This window comes from Streptosporangium sp. NPDC050284, assembly GCF_044459525.1.
Lineage (GTDB): Bacteria > Actinomycetota > Actinomycetes > Streptosporangiales > Streptosporangiaceae > Streptosporangium.
The window spans coordinates 69,893-86,969 of sequence record NZ_JBITIZ010000012.1 but is presented as its reverse complement, the minus strand read 5'-3'; the positions used below and the strand labels follow the sequence as shown (position 1 = coordinate 86,969).

General features: G+C 70.8%; 17 protein-coding genes. 8 read left to right on the top strand and 9 right to left on the bottom strand.

The annotated features are described in order from the left end of the window. Window position 1 precedes the first annotated feature (1 nt). Both ACIBH4_RS26700 and ACIBH4_RS26695 read left to right on the top strand, forming a co-directional pair. Window positions 2-1,249 (top strand): heterodisulfide reductase-related iron-sulfur binding cluster, encoded by a 1,248-nt coding sequence (locus ACIBH4_RS26700; RefSeq protein WP_362763992.1) that lies wholly within the window; start codon window positions 2-4, stop codon window positions 1,247-1,249. A gap of 82 nt (window positions 1,250-1,331) precedes the next feature. Then, entirely contained in the window at window positions 1,332-2,102 is a 771-nt protein-coding gene (locus ACIBH4_RS26695; protein WP_362501292.1) for an IclR family transcriptional regulator, read from the top strand. A 162-nt stretch (window positions 2,103-2,264) separates the two neighbouring features. Here the strand turns inward: ACIBH4_RS26695 and ACIBH4_RS26690 are convergent, their stop codons facing one another. Beyond that, on the bottom strand, window positions 2,265-3,194 hold the full coding sequence (locus ACIBH4_RS26690) for a hypothetical protein (RefSeq protein WP_362501290.1): 930 nt from the start codon (window positions 3,192-3,194) through the stop codon (window positions 2,265-2,267). 141 nt (window positions 3,195-3,335) lie between these two features. Beyond that, entirely contained in the window at window positions 3,336-3,866 is a 531-nt protein-coding gene (locus ACIBH4_RS26685; RefSeq protein ID WP_362501288.1) for a hypothetical protein, read from the bottom strand. A 94-nt stretch (window positions 3,867-3,960) separates the two neighbouring features. Between ACIBH4_RS26685 and ACIBH4_RS26680 the strand changes: the two genes are divergently transcribed. The 5 genes from ACIBH4_RS26680 (at window position 3,961) to ACIBH4_RS26660 (ending at window position 8,888) form a co-directional block, all read left to right on the top strand. Further along, window positions 3,961-4,644, top strand: coding sequence for a response regulator transcription factor (locus ACIBH4_RS26680; protein WP_362501286.1), 684 nt, complete (start codon window positions 3,961-3,963; stop codon window positions 4,642-4,644). Continuing rightward, window positions 4,641-5,900 (top strand): HAMP domain-containing sensor histidine kinase, encoded by a 1,260-nt coding sequence (locus ACIBH4_RS26675; RefSeq protein WP_362763989.1) that lies wholly within the window; start codon window positions 4,641-4,643, stop codon window positions 5,898-5,900. Before ACIBH4_RS26680 ends, ACIBH4_RS26675 begins: the two co-directional genes overlap by 4 nt. A gap of 182 nt (window positions 5,901-6,082) precedes the next feature. Then, window positions 6,083-6,697, top strand: a complete 615-nt coding sequence (locus ACIBH4_RS26670) for a TetR family transcriptional regulator (RefSeq protein WP_362501282.1) — start codon at window positions 6,083-6,085, stop codon at window positions 6,695-6,697. Between the two features lie 110 nt (window positions 6,698-6,807). Continuing rightward, on the top strand, window positions 6,808-8,385 hold the full coding sequence (locus tag ACIBH4_RS26665; RefSeq protein ID WP_362501280.1) for an MFS transporter: 1,578 nt from the start codon (window positions 6,808-6,810) through the stop codon (window positions 8,383-8,385). A 116-nt stretch (window positions 8,386-8,501) separates the two neighbouring features. Continuing rightward, on the top strand, window positions 8,502-8,888 hold the full coding sequence (locus ACIBH4_RS26660) for a PepSY domain-containing protein (protein ID WP_362763986.1): 387 nt from the start codon (window positions 8,502-8,504) through the stop codon (window positions 8,886-8,888). On the opposite strand, the gene ACIBH4_RS26655 is transcribed toward ACIBH4_RS26660, so the two are convergent. From ACIBH4_RS26655 to miaA, 5 genes are all read right to left on the bottom strand, one after another. Next, on the bottom strand, window positions 8,889-9,578 hold the full coding sequence (locus tag ACIBH4_RS26655) for an HNH endonuclease family protein (RefSeq protein ID WP_362501276.1): 690 nt from the start codon (window positions 9,576-9,578) through the stop codon (window positions 8,889-8,891). Between the two features lie 190 nt (window positions 9,579-9,768). Continuing rightward, window positions 9,769-10,527 carry an SDR family oxidoreductase gene (locus ACIBH4_RS26650; protein ID WP_362501274.1) on the bottom strand — a complete coding sequence of 253 codons (759 nt, stop codon included), beginning with the start codon at window positions 10,525-10,527 and terminating at the stop codon, window positions 9,769-9,771. 249 nt (window positions 10,528-10,776) lie between these two features. Next, window positions 10,777-13,053, bottom strand: coding sequence for a tetratricopeptide repeat protein (locus ACIBH4_RS26645; RefSeq protein WP_362501272.1), 2,277 nt, complete (start codon window positions 13,051-13,053; stop codon window positions 10,777-10,779). Window positions 13,054-13,402: 349 nt separating this feature from the next. Beyond that, entirely contained in the window at window positions 13,403-14,209 is an 807-nt protein-coding gene (gene dapF / locus ACIBH4_RS26640; RefSeq protein WP_362501270.1) for a diaminopimelate epimerase, read from the bottom strand. 112 nt (window positions 14,210-14,321) lie between these two features. Next, window positions 14,322-15,227: a tRNA (adenosine(37)-N6)-dimethylallyltransferase MiaA gene (gene miaA, locus ACIBH4_RS26635; RefSeq protein ID WP_362501268.1), complete on the bottom strand. Its 906-nt coding sequence runs from the start codon at window positions 15,225-15,227 to the stop codon at window positions 14,322-14,324. A gap of 73 nt (window positions 15,228-15,300) precedes the next feature. On the opposite strand from miaA, the gene ACIBH4_RS26630 reads away from it, so the two are divergent. Next, window positions 15,301-15,603, top strand: a complete 303-nt coding sequence (locus ACIBH4_RS26630) for an antitoxin (protein WP_362501266.1) — start codon at window positions 15,301-15,303, stop codon at window positions 15,601-15,603. A 53-nt stretch (window positions 15,604-15,656) separates the two neighbouring features. Here ACIBH4_RS26630 and ACIBH4_RS26625 read toward each other — a convergent pair whose 3' ends face one another. After that, window positions 15,657-16,184 carry a methylated-DNA--[protein]-cysteine S-methyltransferase gene (locus ACIBH4_RS26625; protein WP_362763983.1) on the bottom strand — a complete coding sequence of 176 codons (528 nt, stop codon included), beginning with the start codon at window positions 16,182-16,184 and terminating at the stop codon, window positions 15,657-15,659. Window positions 16,185-16,272: 88 nt separating this feature from the next. Further along, window positions 16,273-16,941 (bottom strand): hypothetical protein, encoded by a 669-nt coding sequence (locus ACIBH4_RS26620; protein ID WP_362501262.1) that lies wholly within the window; start codon window positions 16,939-16,941, stop codon window positions 16,273-16,275. Window positions 16,942-17,077 lie beyond the last annotated feature (136 nt).

The following is a 17,077-nucleotide window of genomic DNA, read 5'->3' as shown; positions in this document are numbered from 1 at the left end:
CGTGGACCCTGAGCTGATCAACGACTGCGTGCACTGCGGGTTCTGCCTGCCCTCGTGCCCGACGTACGTCCTGTGGGGCGAGGAGATGGACTCCCCGCGCGGCCGGATCCACCTGATGAAACAGCACGTCGAGGGCACACCGATCACGCCCGAGATGGCCGGGCACTTCGACGCGTGCCTGGGGTGCATGGCGTGCGTACCCGCCTGCCCGTCCGGGGTGAGGTACGACCGGCTGATCGAGCAGACCCGGGCCGAGGTGGAGCGGGTGCATGTGAGAGAGCCTGACGACAGGGCGCTGCGGGCGCTGGTCTTCCAGCTGTTCCCCTATCCCCGGCGGCTGCGGGCGATGCGGCTGCCGCTGCGGCTCAGCGCCGGGCTGCGCCGCGCGGTCGCGCCGAGGCTGGAGCGGATCAACCCGTCCCTGGCGGCGATGGCCGACCTCGCTCCCCCGGCCGCCGACAGGACGCGGCTGCCGCGCAGGATCGCGGCGCGGGGCCCGCGCAGGGCCACGGTCGGGATGCTCACCGGCTGCGTGCAGGGGGAGTTCTTCCCCCAGGTCAACGAGGCCACGGCCAGGGTGCTCGCGATGGAGGGCTGCGACGTGGTGATCCCGCCCTCGCAGGGCTGCTGCGGGGCGTTGTCGCTGCACTCGGGCCAGGAGAGGCAGGCCCTGCGGTTCGCGAAGCGGACGATCACCACCTTCGAGCGGGCGGGCGTCGACACGATCGTCGTCAACGCCGCCGGATGCGGGTCGACGATGAAGGACTACGCGGAGATCCTTGAGGGCGAGGGCGGCGAGTGGGTCGAAAGGGCACGGGCGATCAGGACCGTCGATCTGGCGGAGTATCTCGTCGCGCTCGGCCCGGCGGCCGAGCGTCACCCGCTGCCGCTCACCGTGGCCTACCACGACGCCTGTCACCTCGCCCACGCCCAGGGGGTACGGTCCCAGCCCCGCGAGCTCCTGGGCGGCATACCCGGCCTGGAGCTGAGGGAGATCGCCGAGTCGGCGATCTGCTGCGGCTCGGCGGGAACCTACAACCTGTTCCAGCCCGCGACCGCGAAGGACCTCGGTGACCGCAAGGCGGAACGGGTGCTCGCCACCGGCGCCGACCTGCTGGTCTCGGCCAACCCGGGCTGCACCATGCAGATCGCCTCGGCGATCCGCCGCCGGGGCACCGAACCCATCCCCGTGGCGCACACCGCGCAGGTTCTCGACGCCTCGCTGCGCGGACTCGCGAGGGTGCCGTGAGGGCGGACGGGGGTCCCGTGAGTGGCCCGTCCCGCCGATACGGGGCGCGCCAAGGTCCGGGACCGTCCCGTGAGGAGGGTGCATGAGCGCGGTGCAGTCGGTCGACCGGGCGCTGGACGTGCTGGAGGCCCTGGCCGAGCGGGGCGGGGAGGCCGGCCTCTCGGAGATCGCGGCGAGGACCGGCCTGCCGTACGGGACGATCCACCGGCTGCTGCGCACGCTGCTCGCCCGGGGCTACGTGCGCCAGGAGTCCGACCGTCGCTACGCCCTCGGGGGCGCTCTGGTGCGGCTCGGCGGGGTGGCCGAGCGCATGGTGGGCGTGTGGTCGCAACCGTACCTGACGAGGCTCGTCGAGCTGTCGGGTGAGACGGCCAATCTGGCGGTGCTCGAGGGTGACTTCGTGGTCTACGTCGCCCAGGTGCCCTCGCCGAGGCGGTTGCGGATGTTCGCGGAGGTCGGCAGGCGGGTGCTGCCGCACAGCACTGCCGTGGGGAAGGTCCTGATGGCCGACAGGGCGGACAGCGAGGTGGCGTCGCTGGTCGAGCGGACCGGTATGCCCCGCAGGACCGCCAACACGATCACCGACCTGCCCGGGATGCTCGCCGAGCTGGAGCGGGTGCGAGAACACGGGTACGCGATGGACCTGGGCGAGGAGGAACTGGGCGTGCACTGCCTGGCGGTGGGCGTACGGGACGGGGCGCGGACGATCGCCGCGCTGTCGGTGTCCGGGCCGGCCGAGCGCATCGCCGCGCTCGACCGGCGGGACCTCGCCGAGGGCATGCGCAGGATCGCGCACGACTTCGGCGCCGAGCTGGGCCCGATCACGCCCGACGGAGCCGAGCGCGTCTCGTGAGCCGATCGCCGCCCTGGTAGGGGGCGGCGTGAGCCGGCCGCGGGACCACCGAAGACGGCCACCGCTCCGCTCGCCCGGCGGCGGGGGCGAGGGAGCGTGAGGCGACCGCGGGATCACCGGGGCCGGACGAGGGTCCCGGGGGCCGGAGGTTGGGTGCCGGGGTCAGCGTCCGGGAGGGGTGATGTTGAGGTTGCTGCCCTGCGGCACCGGAACCACGCTCACCTGCCCCTTCTGGATGGCCTGCCACAGCACGGCACCCTCAGGACCGAGGACCTTGACCAGGTCCTTGATCGATTCGATCTCGGTGCGGACCTTGGCGTTGCGCTGGGTCTGCGCGACGTTCTCCGCCTTCGCCGCCTGCTCGGCGGCCAGGGCGGAGACCAGGGCCTCCGGCGGCTCGGGCTTCTGGATGGTCAGGACGATGTCACCGCACTGCCCGCTGCCCGCGTAGTTCTGGTTGCAGAAGTAGTCGCCCCCGGACGTCTCCTTGATGAACTCCCTGGCGAGCTGGCCGACCCGCGTCTCCCACGCCTGCTTCACCTTCGGGTCGTTGAACAGCCCTCGCCACTCGAACTCCTGCGAGGCGGCGTCCAGCGCGCGGTCCAGCGGCACGCGCATGTAGATGTTGAGCATCCGCCGCCAGCCGCCGGACGACTCGCCCTCCTCGTAGTAGGCGCGGAACTTCAGACCGATCTTCTCGTGGAACTGCTGGAGCGTTTTGCAGTCGGTGTTCAGCGTGAACGTCGCCACCCCGGAAACCGTCATCTCCACGTTGTCCTTGGAGACCACCGACAGCGGCTTGGCCTCGGCGTCGTCCGCCCCGGAGAAGTCGAAGGTCCGCTGGCCGAACGGATAGGAGTATCCCTTGTCGCCGGGGCCGAGAAGCGTGGCACCGCTGGAAGGGTTGATGCACTTCTCGAACTTGATGGCCTCCAGGACACCGCCCGCGTAGTGCAGGACCACCTCGTCGGGCTGGGTGCTCACCCGCGAGCACGCGCTGAGCGCGAACCCGGAGACCACCAGCAGGACCACCGCGAGGAGAAACCCCTTCAACAGCAGCCGTCTGCCGCCACCGGCCTTCTGAGCGCTCATCGTCTCTCCCTTTCGCACCCGTTTCGTGAAGGCGGATCCTAGTGGCGGCCGATCACGGGCAGCGGGGCGGGCGGTTACCGACGCCCAAAGGAGACATATCCACTTATGGAACCCGACAGTGGTAAGAGGTGAGAGCCCGGGTCAGCTGTGCAGGCGGTGGACGGGTGATCCGTCGGCCGCGCAGCGGACCTCGACCTTGACCTCGTCCTCCTCGGACTCGAACTCGACGCGGGCCCGGTCGGCGGGTCCGCGCTCGACGTCGTCGGCCTGGAAGCCCTGGGCCGGGCTCCACGACCGCAGGGTGACGAGGCCCCCCTCGCACCGGGCGATCACCCTGCCGCCCTTCGTGATGATCAGCCGGCTCTCGCCGGGCTCCGCGCCGGGCGTGGCGGTGGTGGCGGCGGTGGGCTCGGGGGTGGCCTCACCGGGCTCCCCGGCACTCTCGGAAGGGGCACTCTCCGAGGGAGCATTCTCAGCGGGAGCGGTGGGCGGGGCACTGGGAAGAGACGAGGCGAGGGCGAGCGCCTCATCGACCTCGGCGGCGGAGAGCGGCCGGAGACCGGTGTCCGTCAGCGGCTCGCTGAGACGATCGATCACCGCCACACCCGCTCCGATCGCGAGAAGCCCGGTGATCAGCCATCCGGCCACGACCAGGGGAAGACGCTTGCGCATGTCCCTCACTGTGCCACCTGAAACGATAAGACAACGCTAAGGAGCGGCTAACCCGCTTTTGACGCGGTGCGGGAGAAGGCTAACGTGGCGGCAAATGTCGAATGTGCTGCTCATCGAGGACGACGCCGCGATCCGCACCTCCCTCACCCGGGGCCTGCGCGATCGCGGCCACGCCGTGTCGTCCGCCCCCGCCGCTCTCGAAGGCCTGCGGCTGGCCGTCGAGGAACACCCCGACCTGGTCGTCCTCGACCTCGGCCTGCCCGACATGGACGGACTTGACCTGCTGCGGATGCTGCGCGCGGTGAGCCGGGTCCCGGTGATCGTGGCGACCGCGCGAGACGGCGACGCGGAGATGGTCAGGCTGCTGGACGCGGGTGCCGACGACTACGTGGTCAAGCCGTTCAGCGCGGCCCAGCTCGACGCGCGGATCCGGGCCGTGCTCCGGCGGGTGGCGGGCGAGAGCCGCGCCGACAGCGCGGTCACCGTCGGTGGCCTGCGCATCGACCCCCGTACCCGGGAGGCGACCCTGGACGGGACGCCGCTGGATCTGAGTCCTCGCGAGTTCGACCTGCTGCACTACCTGGCGGCCAGGCCCGGCGAGGTGGTCACCAAGCGGGAACTGCTCACCCACGTCTGGCAGATCCCCTACGGCGGAGCCGACAAGACGGTCGACGTCCACCTCTCCTGGCTCCGCCGCAAGCTGGGCGAGACATCCCAGGAGCCCCGCTACCTGCAGACCGTCCGGGGTGTCGGTGTGCGACTGGCCGCCCCGGCATGAGGCGCTGGCTGACCCTGCTGGTCGCGGCGACCACCTCCCTCGTACTGATCGCCCTGCTGGTCCCGCTCGCCCTGCTGGTCCGCACGGTCGCGGTGAGCGGAGCGGTCAGCGAGGCCGAGAGCGAGGCCGAGTCGGTGGCGGTCGTGGTCGGCGCGGTGGACACCGAGACCCTGCGGCTCACCGCGGAACAGGCCAGGCATCCGGTGACGGTCTTCCTTCCCGGCGGGGAGGTGATCGGCGATCCCGCCCCGCGCTCCACCGCCGTGGAACTGGCCTCCCGCGGCCGCAGCGTCACCGCCGCCGCGCCCGGCGGGCGGGAGATCCTGGTCGCGGTCCAGGGGGCGCCCGGGGGTACGGCGGTGGTCCGGGTCTTCCTGGACGACGCCGACCTGACCAGGGGCGTGCCCCAGGTCTGGGCCGGGCTGGCGGCGCTCGGCCTGGCCCTGGTCGGACTGGGCGTGCTGGTCGGCGACCGGCTGGCCCGCGCGGTGATCAGGCCGATCACCGCGCTGGCGAAGGTGTCGCACCGGCTCGCGGCGGGCGACCTGTCCGCCAGGACGGTGCCCGACGGCCCTCCCGAGGTGCACGCGGTCGGTCTCGCCCTCAACCACCTGGCCGAGCGCATCACCGGCCTGCTCGCAGAAGAGCGGGAGAGCGCCGCCGACCTGTCCCACCGGCTGCGCACCCCGCTCACCGGGCTGAGGCTGGAGGCGGAGTCACTGGCCGATCCCGAGGAGTCGGCCAGGATCGAGGCGAGGGTGGACGCCCTGGAACGCGCCGTCACCTCGGTGATCACCGAGGCGAGGCGGCGGGTGCGTGAGCGGGCCGAGTGCGACGCGGCGGCGGTGACCGAGGCGCGGGTCGCGTTCTGGTCGGTGCTCGCCGAGGACCAGTCACGAAGCTTCACCCTGGATCTCGCTCCGGGACCACTGCCGGTGGGGGTCGCCGCGGACGACCTGGCCGCCTGTGTGGACGCCCTGCTCGGCAACGTGTTCGCGCACACCCCGGAGGGGGTCTCGTTCTCCGTACGGCTGGAGGCGACCGGCGACGGCGCCCTGCTGACCGTCGCCGACGCGGGTCCCGGCTTCGCCACGCCTGATCCGCTGCAGCGTGGCGAGAGCGGAGCCGGATCGACCGGTCTCGGCCTCGACATCGCCCGCCGCACGGCGGAGTCGGCGGGTGGCTCGCTGTCCCTGCGCACCTCCCCCTCCGGCGGGGCGAGCGTGATCCTGTTCCTGCCCGCCGTCACGTCCTGACCCCGGGGGCCCTTGCGGTCGGGCAGGAACGAGCCGGGCGCGGACGCGGTGGCCACTGACGTCACCGAACCGATGAGAAGGACCCCCGCGAGGCCCCGGCGTGCTCGTCCCAGTTGTGATCTGTCGCACTTCATATAATGAAATGTTGCACAATCTGAAAGTTCCTCCCTACTGTTGACGCTGTGACCAGTGTGGAGAGTGCGGACGAGCTCGGCCGGAGAGATCGAAAGAAGCTCGAGACCCGCGCGGCGCTGGAGCACGCCGCCCTGACGCTGGTGGCCGAACGTGGCCTGGCGGGTGTCACGGTGGAGGACATCGCCACAGCGGTGGACCTCTCCTCACGCACGTTCTTCAACTACTTCCCGTCCAAGGAGGACGCGCTTGTCGGAGCGAGCCCGGCGTCCGTCGCCGAGCTGCGCGAGAGGCTGGAGGCCGTACCGGTCGAGGTGCCGGTCCTGGAGGCGCTGCGTCTGATGTCGCGGGTCGAGGCCGAACACGTCCAGCAGCGGCGCGAGCAGTGGTTGCTGCGACTGAAGGTGTTCGAGCAGAACCCGTCACTGCTGCCGCGCCTGGTCGCCAACGGCACCGAGACCGAGCGCGCCGTGTCCGCCGTCGTCGCACGCAGAATCGGCGTCGAACCGGGTACGAGCGGCTATCCCGAGCTGGCCACCGCGGTGGCCATGGCGGCCTTCCGTGCGGCGATGATGCGCTGGAGCGCCGCGGACGGCCGCCCGGCGCTGGCCGACCTGGTCGACGAGGCCTTCTCCCAGCTCGCCGCCGGCCTGCCCAATCCGTGACCGCCCCGGTCACCGTTCTCCTTCGATCACCCCCCGAACACGTTCCCGTTCGGCCGGCGTCCGCGCGAATCACGCGGAGCGCCGGTCCCCGCCCGAGAAATCGAGGAAAGATGACATCCACCAGCGCGCAGCCCGAGGCCGTGGCCGCGGCGCCCACCTCCAGGAGAAAGGTCCTGCAGGCGCTGTCGGGGCTGATGGTGGGCATGTTCGTGTCCATCCTGGCCTCGACCGTCGTGGCCAACGCGCTGCCCCGCATCATCACCGACCTGCAGGGCACGCAGACCGTCTACACCTGGATCGTCACCTCGGAGCTGCTGGCCATGACGGCCACGGTGCCGCTCTGGGGCAAGATGGCCGACCTCTACAACAAGAAGCTGCTGATCCAGCTCTCACTGGGACTGTTCGTGGTGGGCTCGCTGATCGCGGGCCTCACGCCGAACGTGGAGATCCTCATCGTCAGCCGCGTCGTGCAGGGCATCGGCGCCGGTGGCATGACCGCGCTCGCGATGATCGTGATGGCGGCCATGATCCCGCCGCGTGAGCTCGGCCGCTACGCCGGCATCTTCGGCGCCGTGTTCGGCGTCGGCACCGTGGCGGGCCCGCTCATCGGCGGCGTGCTCGTGGACACCTCCTGGCTCGGCTGGCGCTGGTGCTTCCTCATCGGCGTGCCGTTCACGATCCTGGCCATCGTCCTGCTGCAGCGCACGCTCGACCTGCCGGTGGTGCGCAGGGACGTCAAGGTCGACTACCTGGGCGCCCTGCTGATCACGCTGGGTGTGTCCATGCTGCTGATCTGGTCGTCCCTGGCGGGCAGCCAGTTCGAGTGGGGCTCCTGGTGGACCTTCGCCCTCGTGAGCGGCGCCCTGCTCATCCTCGCGCTGGCCATCTGGGTGGAGTCGCGGGCGGCCGAGCCGATCATTCCCTTGACCATTTTCAGGAACCGCACCGTCACCCTCGCCACCGTGGCGAGCGTGCTGGTCGGCGTGGCCATGTTCGGCGGCACGGTCTTCCTGTCGCAGTACTTCCAGGTGGCGCTCGGCAAGTCGCCGACGGTCGCCGGCCTGCTGAGCCTGCCGATGGTGTTCGGCCTGCTCGTCTCCTCCACCGTGGCCGGCCAGCTCATCACCAAGTGGGGCCGTTGGAAGGGCTTCCTGGTGGCCGGCAGCGTCGTCATGCTCGCCGGGATGGGCCTGCTCAGCACCATCGACGGTCAGACCGGCACGGTGCTGCTCGGGATTTACATGGCGGTGCTCGGCATCGGTGTCGGCATGCTCATGCAGAACCTGGTCCTCGCCGCCCAGAACGACGTACCCGCCCACGACCTGGGGGTCACCACCTCGGTGCTGACCTTCTTCCGCAGCATGGGCGGCGCCGTCGGCGTCAGCGCCCTGGGCGCGGTGCTGGCCAACCGGATCACCACGCTCATGACGGAAAGGCTCGGCCCGATGGCCGCCGGCGGCGCGGGTGGCGAGAGTGGCGCCGTACCCGACATCTCCAAGCTGCCCGCTCCCGTCGTCCGCATCGTCCAGGACGTGTACGCGACGGCCACCGCCGAACTGTTCCTCATCGGCGTGCCGCTCACCGCGCTCGCGCTGGTGGCGGTCCTGTTCATCAAGGAGAAGCCGCTCAACACGCTGTCGGGCGAGGAGCGGCTGGCCCGGGAGCAGGCCTCGGCCGCCGGTCACTGAGCGGGCCGCCGGAAGTGGCGCCGGGGAGCACTCCGGAATCCGGTGGCGAGCCGTACTCACCGTCGGTTAACGATCTCTTAGCGTGCCCCTAGCAAAGTCTCCGCAAATCTTGACCCATGACACGAATCACCAGAATCACCGTCGGAGCCCTCGCAACCGCCGCCCTCCTCACCGGTGGAGGCGGCATCGCCCTCGCCGCGCACCAGACGGACGGTGCGGCGATCACCGCCACCGCGGCCACGACCGGCACGACCGGCGTGACCGCGGCCGGCACCACGGGTACCGCACCCGTCACCACCTCGGCGTACATCTCCTCCGGCAAGGCCGTGAAGATCGCCAAGAAGCGTGTCCCCGGCGCGCGCGTGAGCAAGGTCGAGCGCGAGTGGGAGCACGGTCAGCGCGCCTGGAAGGTCGAGCTGCACAAGGGAGCCTGGGAGTACGACGTCTACGTGTCCGCGAAGACCGGAAAGATCATCAAGTTGAAGCGCGACTACGACGACTGATCAACAGGATTTGAGAACTTCCTCCATGGCGTCCTTCTCCCCGGACGTCACCCACATCTCGTACTTGACCTTCACCTTGATCTGACGTTCCACATAGGGGCACCGGTAGGCGCGGCTCGGCGGCAGCCAGGTCGCCGCGTCTCCGGCGCCCTTCTGGCTGTTCAGCGGCCCGTCCACCGCCAGCAGGTTCAGCGGGTCGTTGGCGAGTTCCTTCCGCTTGGAAACGGGCCACTGCTGGGCGCCCTTCTGCCAGGCGTCGGCGAGCGCGATCACATGGTCGATCTGCACCGCCATGCTGGTCCGTGTCCCGCGCTCGAACTTGATGGTCTTGCCGCTGTAGGGGTCCTCAAGAATTCCGGACTGCACGATGCAGCCCTCCTCGCCCTTCTTGAAGACCTCCTCCTTGAGGTCGCGAATGAGAATGTCGTTGCGGGTGTCACAGCCGTTCTTGTCGACGTCCGACCACGCGGGACCGAACTTGTCGCGGTTGAATCCCGTCATCGGGGCGCGCCCCTTGACCTCAAGTTTCCTCAGGTCCTTGAGCGCCTCGGAGGCGGAGTTCTTGTCCCCGGAAGCCCCTCCCGAGGACCGCGTCCCCTCGTCCACGCCTCCGTCGGGAAACGGGCCGCAGCCCGCCACCGTGAACGCGATCGTCGCGACGACCACGCCTCGTACCAGTGCCGTCCGCACCCTGCCACCTCTCACGTGCTCACCAACTGAAGCGGCAAATTACCTCAGATGCCGCCCTCAATCTTAAAAGCCTTAAGCAGTCTTTGGGAGAACGAGAGAATTTCTGACCCATCAATCCATGCCTTACCAGCATCTTTCTCACTCGATCCGGACAAAAGCCACCATGGGCACTCCACTCGGAGCAGCCGGATCAGGTGATCAGGATCCCGCCGTCGACAGGGATCACCGCACCGGTGACGTACGAGGCGGCGTCCGAGGCGAGGAAGATCGCGGCGGCGACGAGCTCGGCCGGGTCGCCCGCACGCTTCATCAGCACCCGCTGGTCAAGCTGCCTGGCCAGATAACCCTCGGCGTACTGCTCGGTCATCTCCGAGGCGAAGAACCCCGGCTCGACGCAGTTGACCCGGATGCCGCGCCGCCCCGTCCACTGCTGGGCGAGATCGCGCGTGAGGCCGACGACCCCCGCCTTGGAGGCGCTGTAGGCGGCCTGCGGCAGGCCGGCGGTCGTCTCGCCCAGGATGCTCCCGATGTTGACGATCGAGGAGCCGGGCCTCATCACCCTGGCACAGGCCTGCGCCATCCAGTAGGTGCCGTGCAGGTTGATGTCCACGACCTGCCGGAACTGCTCGGGCGTCTCCTTCAACGCCGGGACCGCCGAGCCCACGCCCGCGTTGTTGATCAGGATGTCCACCGCGCCGAGTTCGGCCACCGCCGTCTCGGCCAGTGCCCGGCAGTCCTCCGGCCTGGTCACGTCGGTGGCGAGAGCCACACACCGCCTGCCGGTCTCCTCGACCAGTGCGCGGGTCTCCTCAAGGCGGTCCTTCCTACGGGCACCGATCACGATGTCCGCGCCCGCCTCGGCCAGACCTCTCGCGAACGCGACACCCAGCCCCGAGGACGCGCCGGTGACGATCGCGACCTTGCCGTCCAGCCGGAATCGTTCCAGCATCCCGGTCCTCCCTCATTCACCCAATGTGCCGAATGAGATTCTAGTGACCGTGCCGGAAACCGCCCGCGAGGGGTCGGCCCACTCGCGGGCGACGCGGTGTCCCGTGATCGCCGGTGATCCTGGCGGGTCACCGGCGATACGGACTCCGAGTGGGTCACGGATGACCGCGACCCTCCCCTCCGGAGGCGCCACACCTCCCGAAGAGCAGGCGGCGCCACGGACCGCCAGGCACGGCCGTGGCGAGCCGTCCTACAGGCCGTACTCCTTGGTGATCCGCTCGTGCCGTTCCACCTCGACGTCGACGGCCTTGGCCAGGTCGAGCCAGGCCAGCGGGTGCACCCAGCGCTCGGTGGCGTCGTCCAGAAGCGCGTCGAGCTCGACCGGGCTGACATCCGGCGGGACCGCGATCCAGCCGAACACGCCGGGCAGCGGCTCGCCCGAGGTCGGGTGGGTCACGGTGTAGTTGTCGTCGCTGTAGACCCACATCGGCCAGCCGCGCTCGACCATGACGTCGTTGAACTCCGTCCAGTCGGCCTGGCTGGGAGCGGCGCCGTCGAAGAACCAGCTGGTGTAGCCACCCGGACGGAGCATGCTGACCGCGGCGAAGGGCGGGACGAAGCTCTCCTGCTCCTCGGCGCTCTCCGGGATCGGCTCAAGCAACTGCGGCTCGAAGACGACCAGGTCACCGGCGTTGTACTCCATACCGGGAGGCTGGGGGATGGCCAGACGCGCCGTCGCGGGGCCGGTGCGCACGCTCAGGACCTGGCGCTGGCTGCCGTCGGGGGCGGGAAGGATGATGCGCACCAGGCCCATCTCCTCCTCGATCGGCCCCTCGGTCGACTGCAGCGGCATCCCGATCTTGGCGGTGCCCAGACGGACGGTCTCCCAGTCCTCCGCGGCCGTCGCCATGACGATCATTCGCCAGACGTCCTGCTGCTCGATCTCCTCCGAGTCGAGGAGATCACGCAGAATGCCGGCGCCCTTGGCGTTGTCGTCGAGCTGCTGCGCCGCGGCCGACCACAGGCGGACCGCCTCGATGCCGCCGCCCGCGGCGACCGCCGCCTCGCCCTCGGCCGCTGCCTGCTCCCAGCGCTCCCGCGAGGTGTACAGGCGCCCCAGGGCGAGGTGGCGCTGCGCGGCGGGCAGCCGCTCCGCGACCTGCTCCAGGCGCTCGTCCTGACGTGCCTCGATCAGCAGGCCGCTGAGGTACGACGCGTCCTGCGGGTCGGCGGTCTCGATGTCACCTGACTCGACCAGCATGGTCCAGTAGATGTCGGCGCCCTTGGCCGGGTAGCCGAGGAAACCCAGCGTGGTGGTGTGGCGCCGGGTGGCCTCCACGTCACGGCCGGACAGCGGGGCCAGCCAGCCCACCCAGCGCTCCGGGTCGGCGTTGAAGCCGTCGGCGGCGTCGAAGTAGCCGACCAGCTCGTCCGTGGGACCCGGCGCAGGAAGCGCGGTGGCCTTATCCGCGGCGGCGCGCAGCTCGGTGATCCGCTCGGCGACGTCACCGGGGCTCCTGAGCTCCCCTGCCGCGGACTCCGCCAGGTCGGCCAGGAGCCGCGCCTGCCAGATTCCCTGGCGCGCGACCGCCAGGTGCCCCGCGACGAGCGCCAGCTCGACCCGGGCGCGGTAGCCGCCCATCATCGCGAAGTAGTCGATCCACTGCTTGAGCACCCGGCCCAGCTGCCAGGTGTTGGTGATCTGAGCCGCTCCGGTGAGCGCGTGGATGGCGTGCGACCACTCGACCCAGACGCGAGGGTGATCGCCGACCACGTCGAGGTCGGGCAGGGCGTCGACGGACTCCTGCACCCGGCCGAGGGTGGCGAGCACGAGTGAGCGGAGCACTCCCTCGCGGTGCTCCTTGGCCACCGGGTCGTCGGGCTTGAACCCGGCCGCGGCGTCGAGCGCGGTGAGCGCGTCCTCGGCGCGTCCGGCGGCGAGCAGCGCGCGGGCCGAGGCGGCCCCCAGCTCCCAGCTCGCCTCACGGTCCGCACCGCCGAGCGCCGCCACCGCGGTCTCCGCGTGGGAGACGGCCTCGTCGACGCGCCCCGCGTCGACGAGCGCCGCGACGTACTGTTCGGCGACGGAGGCGAAGGCCAGCGAGCCGGGCTCGACGTCCAGGGCCGAGAGCGCGGCCAGCCGCTCGGCGGCGTAACCGGGACCGTCCGCGTTCGCCTGCGCGATGGCCAGCGCCACGACGGCACCGGGCACGGCCGGGCACTCGCGGACGTCCTCCCGCTTGGTGAACTCCACCAGCGTCTCGGCGTCGGCGATCGCGACCGTCCCCTGCGCGCGGTCGCCGACGCGGCCGATCAGGTGCCAGTAGCGGGCGTAGAACTCCAGCCAGGGCAGTCGCAGGTTCTCCGCCTGCTGCGCGATGGCGGGCGCGAGCACGTCGAGCTGCCCGTACCGACCTTCCAACGCCTGCGCGGGCACATCTCCGATCGCCATAGCCAGACCGGTGTTGCCCGCCTCATGCAGTTGCCGCTGGGTGTCGCCCACCCAGGCCCAGATGTCCACGTCCATGGGACGTCAGTCTGCCAGGTCGGGGAGCATGCCCCAAACGGCTTGGCGATCCCGTGCACCTCCGAGGCCTCACCGTATGGCCCCGCACGTGCGGGTGAGCGTGTCCCCGCCGGACACGAGGCCCACGGCGACGCCACGGGGGTCACGAAAGATTCACCCTCGCGCCCCGGAGCGTGACCTCGGCGGACACGACGCGCCCGCGCGACACCGCGGGCGGCGGAAGCGTCGACGTCATGTGCACCGCTCGGAACGTGACCGGGACACGCACCACTCGGAACGCGACCACACCGGACACGGCCGAGGAAACGTGCCGTTCAGAGCGCGACCACACCGGAGGCGCGCACACCGCTCAGAGCGTGACCACACCGGAGGCGACCAGGACGGCGGGACCCGCCAGATAACTGGTGTGTTCGTCGAGAGTGACGGTGACCGTGCCTCCGAGCACCTCCACCGCCCAGGTGCCGCTGGTCTCACCGGTCAGCCGCGCGGCCGCCACCGCAGAGGCGACGGCGCCGGTGCCGCAGGACCTCGTCTCACCCGAACCGCGCTCGAAGACCCGCATGACGACCCGGCGCGGGCCCACCGGATTGAGCAGCTCGATGTTGACCCCTCCGGGGAACGTCTCGGGGTCGAACGCGGGCTGGTGACTCAGGTCGAGCTGGGCCACCGGGTCGCCGATGACGCAGGCCAGGTGGGGGTTGCCCATGTCGACGTGGAGACCCTCGTACTCGTGGCCCGCGACGGTCGTGCGACTCGAACCCAGCACCCGAGGCGGGCCCATCTCGACGGTCACGTCACCCGTCTCCGCCAGCCGCACCCGCTTGACACCCGCCCTGGTCGCGACACCGAACTCCCCCGGCGCGGCGAGTCCCGCGTCGACCAGGTAGCGGGCGAAGACCCGCACTCCGTTGCCGCACATCTCGGCGACGCCGCCGTCGGCGTTGCGGTAGTCCATGAACCACTCGGCCTCGCCCGCCTGGTCGGACACCTCCGGGCTGAGCTTCGTCCGCGTCACGCGCAGCACGCCGTCCGCACCGATCCCCGCGCGCCGGTCGCACACCGCCGCCACGGTCGTCGCGGACAACTCCAGCTCACCGTCCGGGTCGGGGAGGATGACGAAGTCGTTCTCGGTGCCGTGTCCCTTCACGAATCGCATCTACCAACCCTATCCGGGCACGCTTCCGCCCTCACCACTCCTGCCGGTCGCACGCGCCCCCGCCCGCGCCGCCCGCGCCGTCCCGCCGCATCCCGGCCGGTCCGGGGAGCGGTCAGCCGTGAATCGCGGCGAGCGCGCGCCCCAGAAGGTCAGGCTCCTGCTGGGGCAGCCAGATCACGCGAGGATCGCGGCGGAACCACGACTCCTGACGTCGGACGAACCTCCGCGTCGCCCGTACCGTCTCCTGCTTCGCCTCCTCCTCGGTGCACTCCCCGCCGAGGAAGCGCAGCACCTGCGCGTACCCGAGGGCGCGACTCGCCGTACGGCCTCCGGCGAGCCCGCGCGCGGCCAACTCCCTGACCTCGTCCACCAGCCCGGCCCGCCACATGTGGTCGACCCGCGCCTCGACCCGGGCGTCCAGCGTCGCCCTGGGCACCTCCACCCCCAGCTGGACGCTCTCGTAGACGGCGTCGTACGACGGCATCGTGGCCGAGAACGGCCGCCCGGAGATCTCGATGACCTCCAGGGCGCGGACGATCCTGCGCCCGTTGCCGGGGAGGATGGTCTCGGCGGCCTTCGGGTCGCGCTCGCGGAGCCGCTCGTACAGCGGGCCGGGGCCTCGCAGGTCGAGTTCGGCCTCCAGCCGGGCGCGGACCTCCGGATCGGTACCGGGGAACTCCAGGTCGTCCAGGGCGGCCCGCACGTACAGCCCTGATCCGCCCACCAGAATGGGCACGACCTCCTTCGCCCGCAGGTCGTCGATGAGCGGCCGGACCAGCGACTGGTACTCGGCCACGCTCGCGGTCGTGGTCACGTCCCAGATGTCCAGCAGGTGGTGGGGCACTCCCCTGCGCTCCGCCACGGACAGTTTCGCCGTTCCGATGTCCATTCCTTGGTAAAGCTGCATGGAGTCGGTGTTGATCACTTCGCCCCCCAGTTCGAGGGCGAGATCCACGGCCAGGTCGGACTTTCCGGCCGCGGTCGGGCCGACGACGGCGATGACGGGTAGCTGAGGCACGAGGTAAGTCTGCCAACTCCCCGGGTATGGATGAGAGGCGATGTGTCCTCGCATCGGAATTGGGGGATTCACCATGTCGATCCTCGACAAGGTCAAGCACATGCTGGGTGGCGGCGCCAAGACCGAAGAACTCGCCAAAAAGGGCATCGACAAGGCGGAACGGTTCGCCAAGAAGAAGCTGGGGCCGAAGCACGCCCAGCAGGTCGACACCGCCGCGCGGAAGGCCAGGAAGATGGCTGACAAGATCGACGAGCCGGGCCGCACCACGCCGCCGGGTACGACGCCCGCGCCCGGACGCACCACACCTTCCGGGCCTTCCGGGCGGGACGACACCGCGTCCGGTCCCGGCACAACGCCACCGCCCTCAGGGCCCTAGACGAGCCACAGACGATCCGTCGACAATTTACCGTGGCCGACTCCGGTCCCCGGTCAGTCCCAGTCGAGCATCGGCTGCAGGTAGCCCTCCAGGGTCAGCAGCCAGCGCTTCGACTCCACGCCGTCGCCACCGCTGAACCCGCCGAGCCCGTTGCCCGCGATCACCCGATGGCACGGCACGATGACGGGGATCGGGTTGGCTCCCATGATCGACCCGATGGCCCGCGCGGGAACACCCGTCCCGCTGCGGGCCGCCAGCTCCCCGTAGGTCACCGCCTTGCCGTACGGGACCGTCTCGTACAGTGTGCCGAGCACCCTGCGCTGCACCGGCGAGGTCAGCCGCCAGTCCAGCGGCACCCCGAAGACCTTCAGCCTGCCCGCGTAGTAGTCGCCCAGCTCACCGAGCACAGCCGCCGTCACGCCGGGATCGTCCGTCTCCTCCAACCCCAGCCGTTCGAGCAGGCGTGCTCTGAACCGGGACGGATCCTCCCAGCCGACACTCACCACGCCGTCCTCGGTCACGGCGACGGCCATGTCCCCCAGCCGCGTCGGAACGCTCCCGAACGCCACGGTCCCCGCCATCGGCCTCGTCTCCCCTTCGCGAGATCGTCGTCCCCGACGCCCCTGGCGCCGTCCTCGTCCGCCACGGTATAGCCACTTCCCCGCGGGATCACTCCGTCCAGCGGGCGACGAAATAGCCGACGCCGTAGGGCGCGTCGTCGTAGAGGATCTCGCCGCGCATGGCGCCTCGGCACCCGCCGAGAACCTGCAGGGCCGCGCGGCCCGCGACCCACAGCCCGGCGGCCTCGCCGGGGTCGAGCACCGGGATCTCGGCGCGGGCGAGTGCCTCGACGATCGCCCGGTTGTACGGTTTCGCGCGGGGGTCCAGATATCCGGGGGACTTCTCGGTGAGGCAGGCCGAACCGTCGGCCATGACGAGCATCGCCACGCGACCGGCCGTGGCCGCCAGCCGCTCTCCCAGGGTCGCGCACTCCCCGGGAGGCGCGTCGAAGGAGATCGCGTGGATTCCCGAGACGGTCAGGCGCTCCGCGTCGAGGAGCAGGCGTCCGATCGTCAGGGACAGCGGCAGGACAGGCTCCCCCTCGCCGCCTCGGACGTCGACGCCCCAGGGCGCGAGGCTTCCCGCCGCGTCCGCGCCGTACGTCGCGGTTCGGTCGGCGCCTCCCACCACCACGATCTCGTCGGCTCCCGCGCCGCGCAACGCCCCGATCGCGACCGCGCAGGCCGCCCTGAGGTCGTCGAGCTCCGAGGCCGCGGCCCCGGCCAGCTCGGGGACCAGCAGCGGGGGATGCGGGCACACGGCCGCGGCGACAAGCACCTCGCCAGACTAACGGAGCCCTCCCCCGGCGACGGTCTCGCGGTCTCGCGGTCTCGCGGTCTCGCGGTCTCGCGGTCTCGCGGTCTCGCGGTCTCGCGGTCTCGCGGTCTCGCGGTCTCGCGGTCTCGCGGTCTCG

What these genes read in the sequence shown, in the direction of transcription:
- ACIBH4_RS26695 (WP_362501292.1), top strand. Translation starts at nt 1,332, where the DNA reads ATGAGCGCGGTGCAGTCGGTCGACCGGGCGCTGGACGTGCTGGAGGCC.
- ACIBH4_RS26645 (WP_362501272.1), bottom strand. Translation starts at nt 13,053, where the DNA reads ATGGACGTGGACATCTGGGCCTGGGTGGGCGACACCCAGCGGCAACTG.
- ACIBH4_RS26680 (WP_362501286.1), top strand. Translation starts at nt 3,961, where the DNA reads ATGTCGAATGTGCTGCTCATCGAGGACGACGCCGCGATCCGCACCTCC.
- ACIBH4_RS26690 (WP_362501290.1), bottom strand. Translation starts at nt 3,194, where the DNA reads ATGAGCGCTCAGAAGGCCGGTGGCGGCAGACGGCTGCTGTTGAAGGGG.
- ACIBH4_RS26630 (WP_362501266.1), top strand. Translation starts at nt 15,301, where the DNA reads ATGTCGATCCTCGACAAGGTCAAGCACATGCTGGGTGGCGGCGCCAAG.
- ACIBH4_RS26625 (WP_362763983.1), bottom strand. Translation starts at nt 16,184, where the DNA reads ATGGCGGGGACCGTGGCGTTCGGGAGCGTTCCGACGCGGCTGGGGGAC.
- ACIBH4_RS26675 (WP_362763989.1), top strand. Translation starts at nt 4,641, where the DNA reads ATGAGGCGCTGGCTGACCCTGCTGGTCGCGGCGACCACCTCCCTCGTA.
- ACIBH4_RS26665 (WP_362501280.1), top strand. Translation starts at nt 6,808, where the DNA reads ATGACATCCACCAGCGCGCAGCCCGAGGCCGTGGCCGCGGCGCCCACC.
- ACIBH4_RS26660 (WP_362763986.1), top strand. Translation starts at nt 8,502, where the DNA reads ATGACACGAATCACCAGAATCACCGTCGGAGCCCTCGCAACCGCCGCC.
- ACIBH4_RS26650 (WP_362501274.1), bottom strand. Translation starts at nt 10,527, where the DNA reads ATGCTGGAACGATTCCGGCTGGACGGCAAGGTCGCGATCGTCACCGGC.
- dapF (WP_362501270.1), bottom strand. Translation starts at nt 14,209, where the DNA reads ATGCGATTCGTGAAGGGACACGGCACCGAGAACGACTTCGTCATCCTC.
- ACIBH4_RS26685 (WP_362501288.1), bottom strand. Translation starts at nt 3,866, where the DNA reads ATGCGCAAGCGTCTTCCCCTGGTCGTGGCCGGATGGCTGATCACCGGG.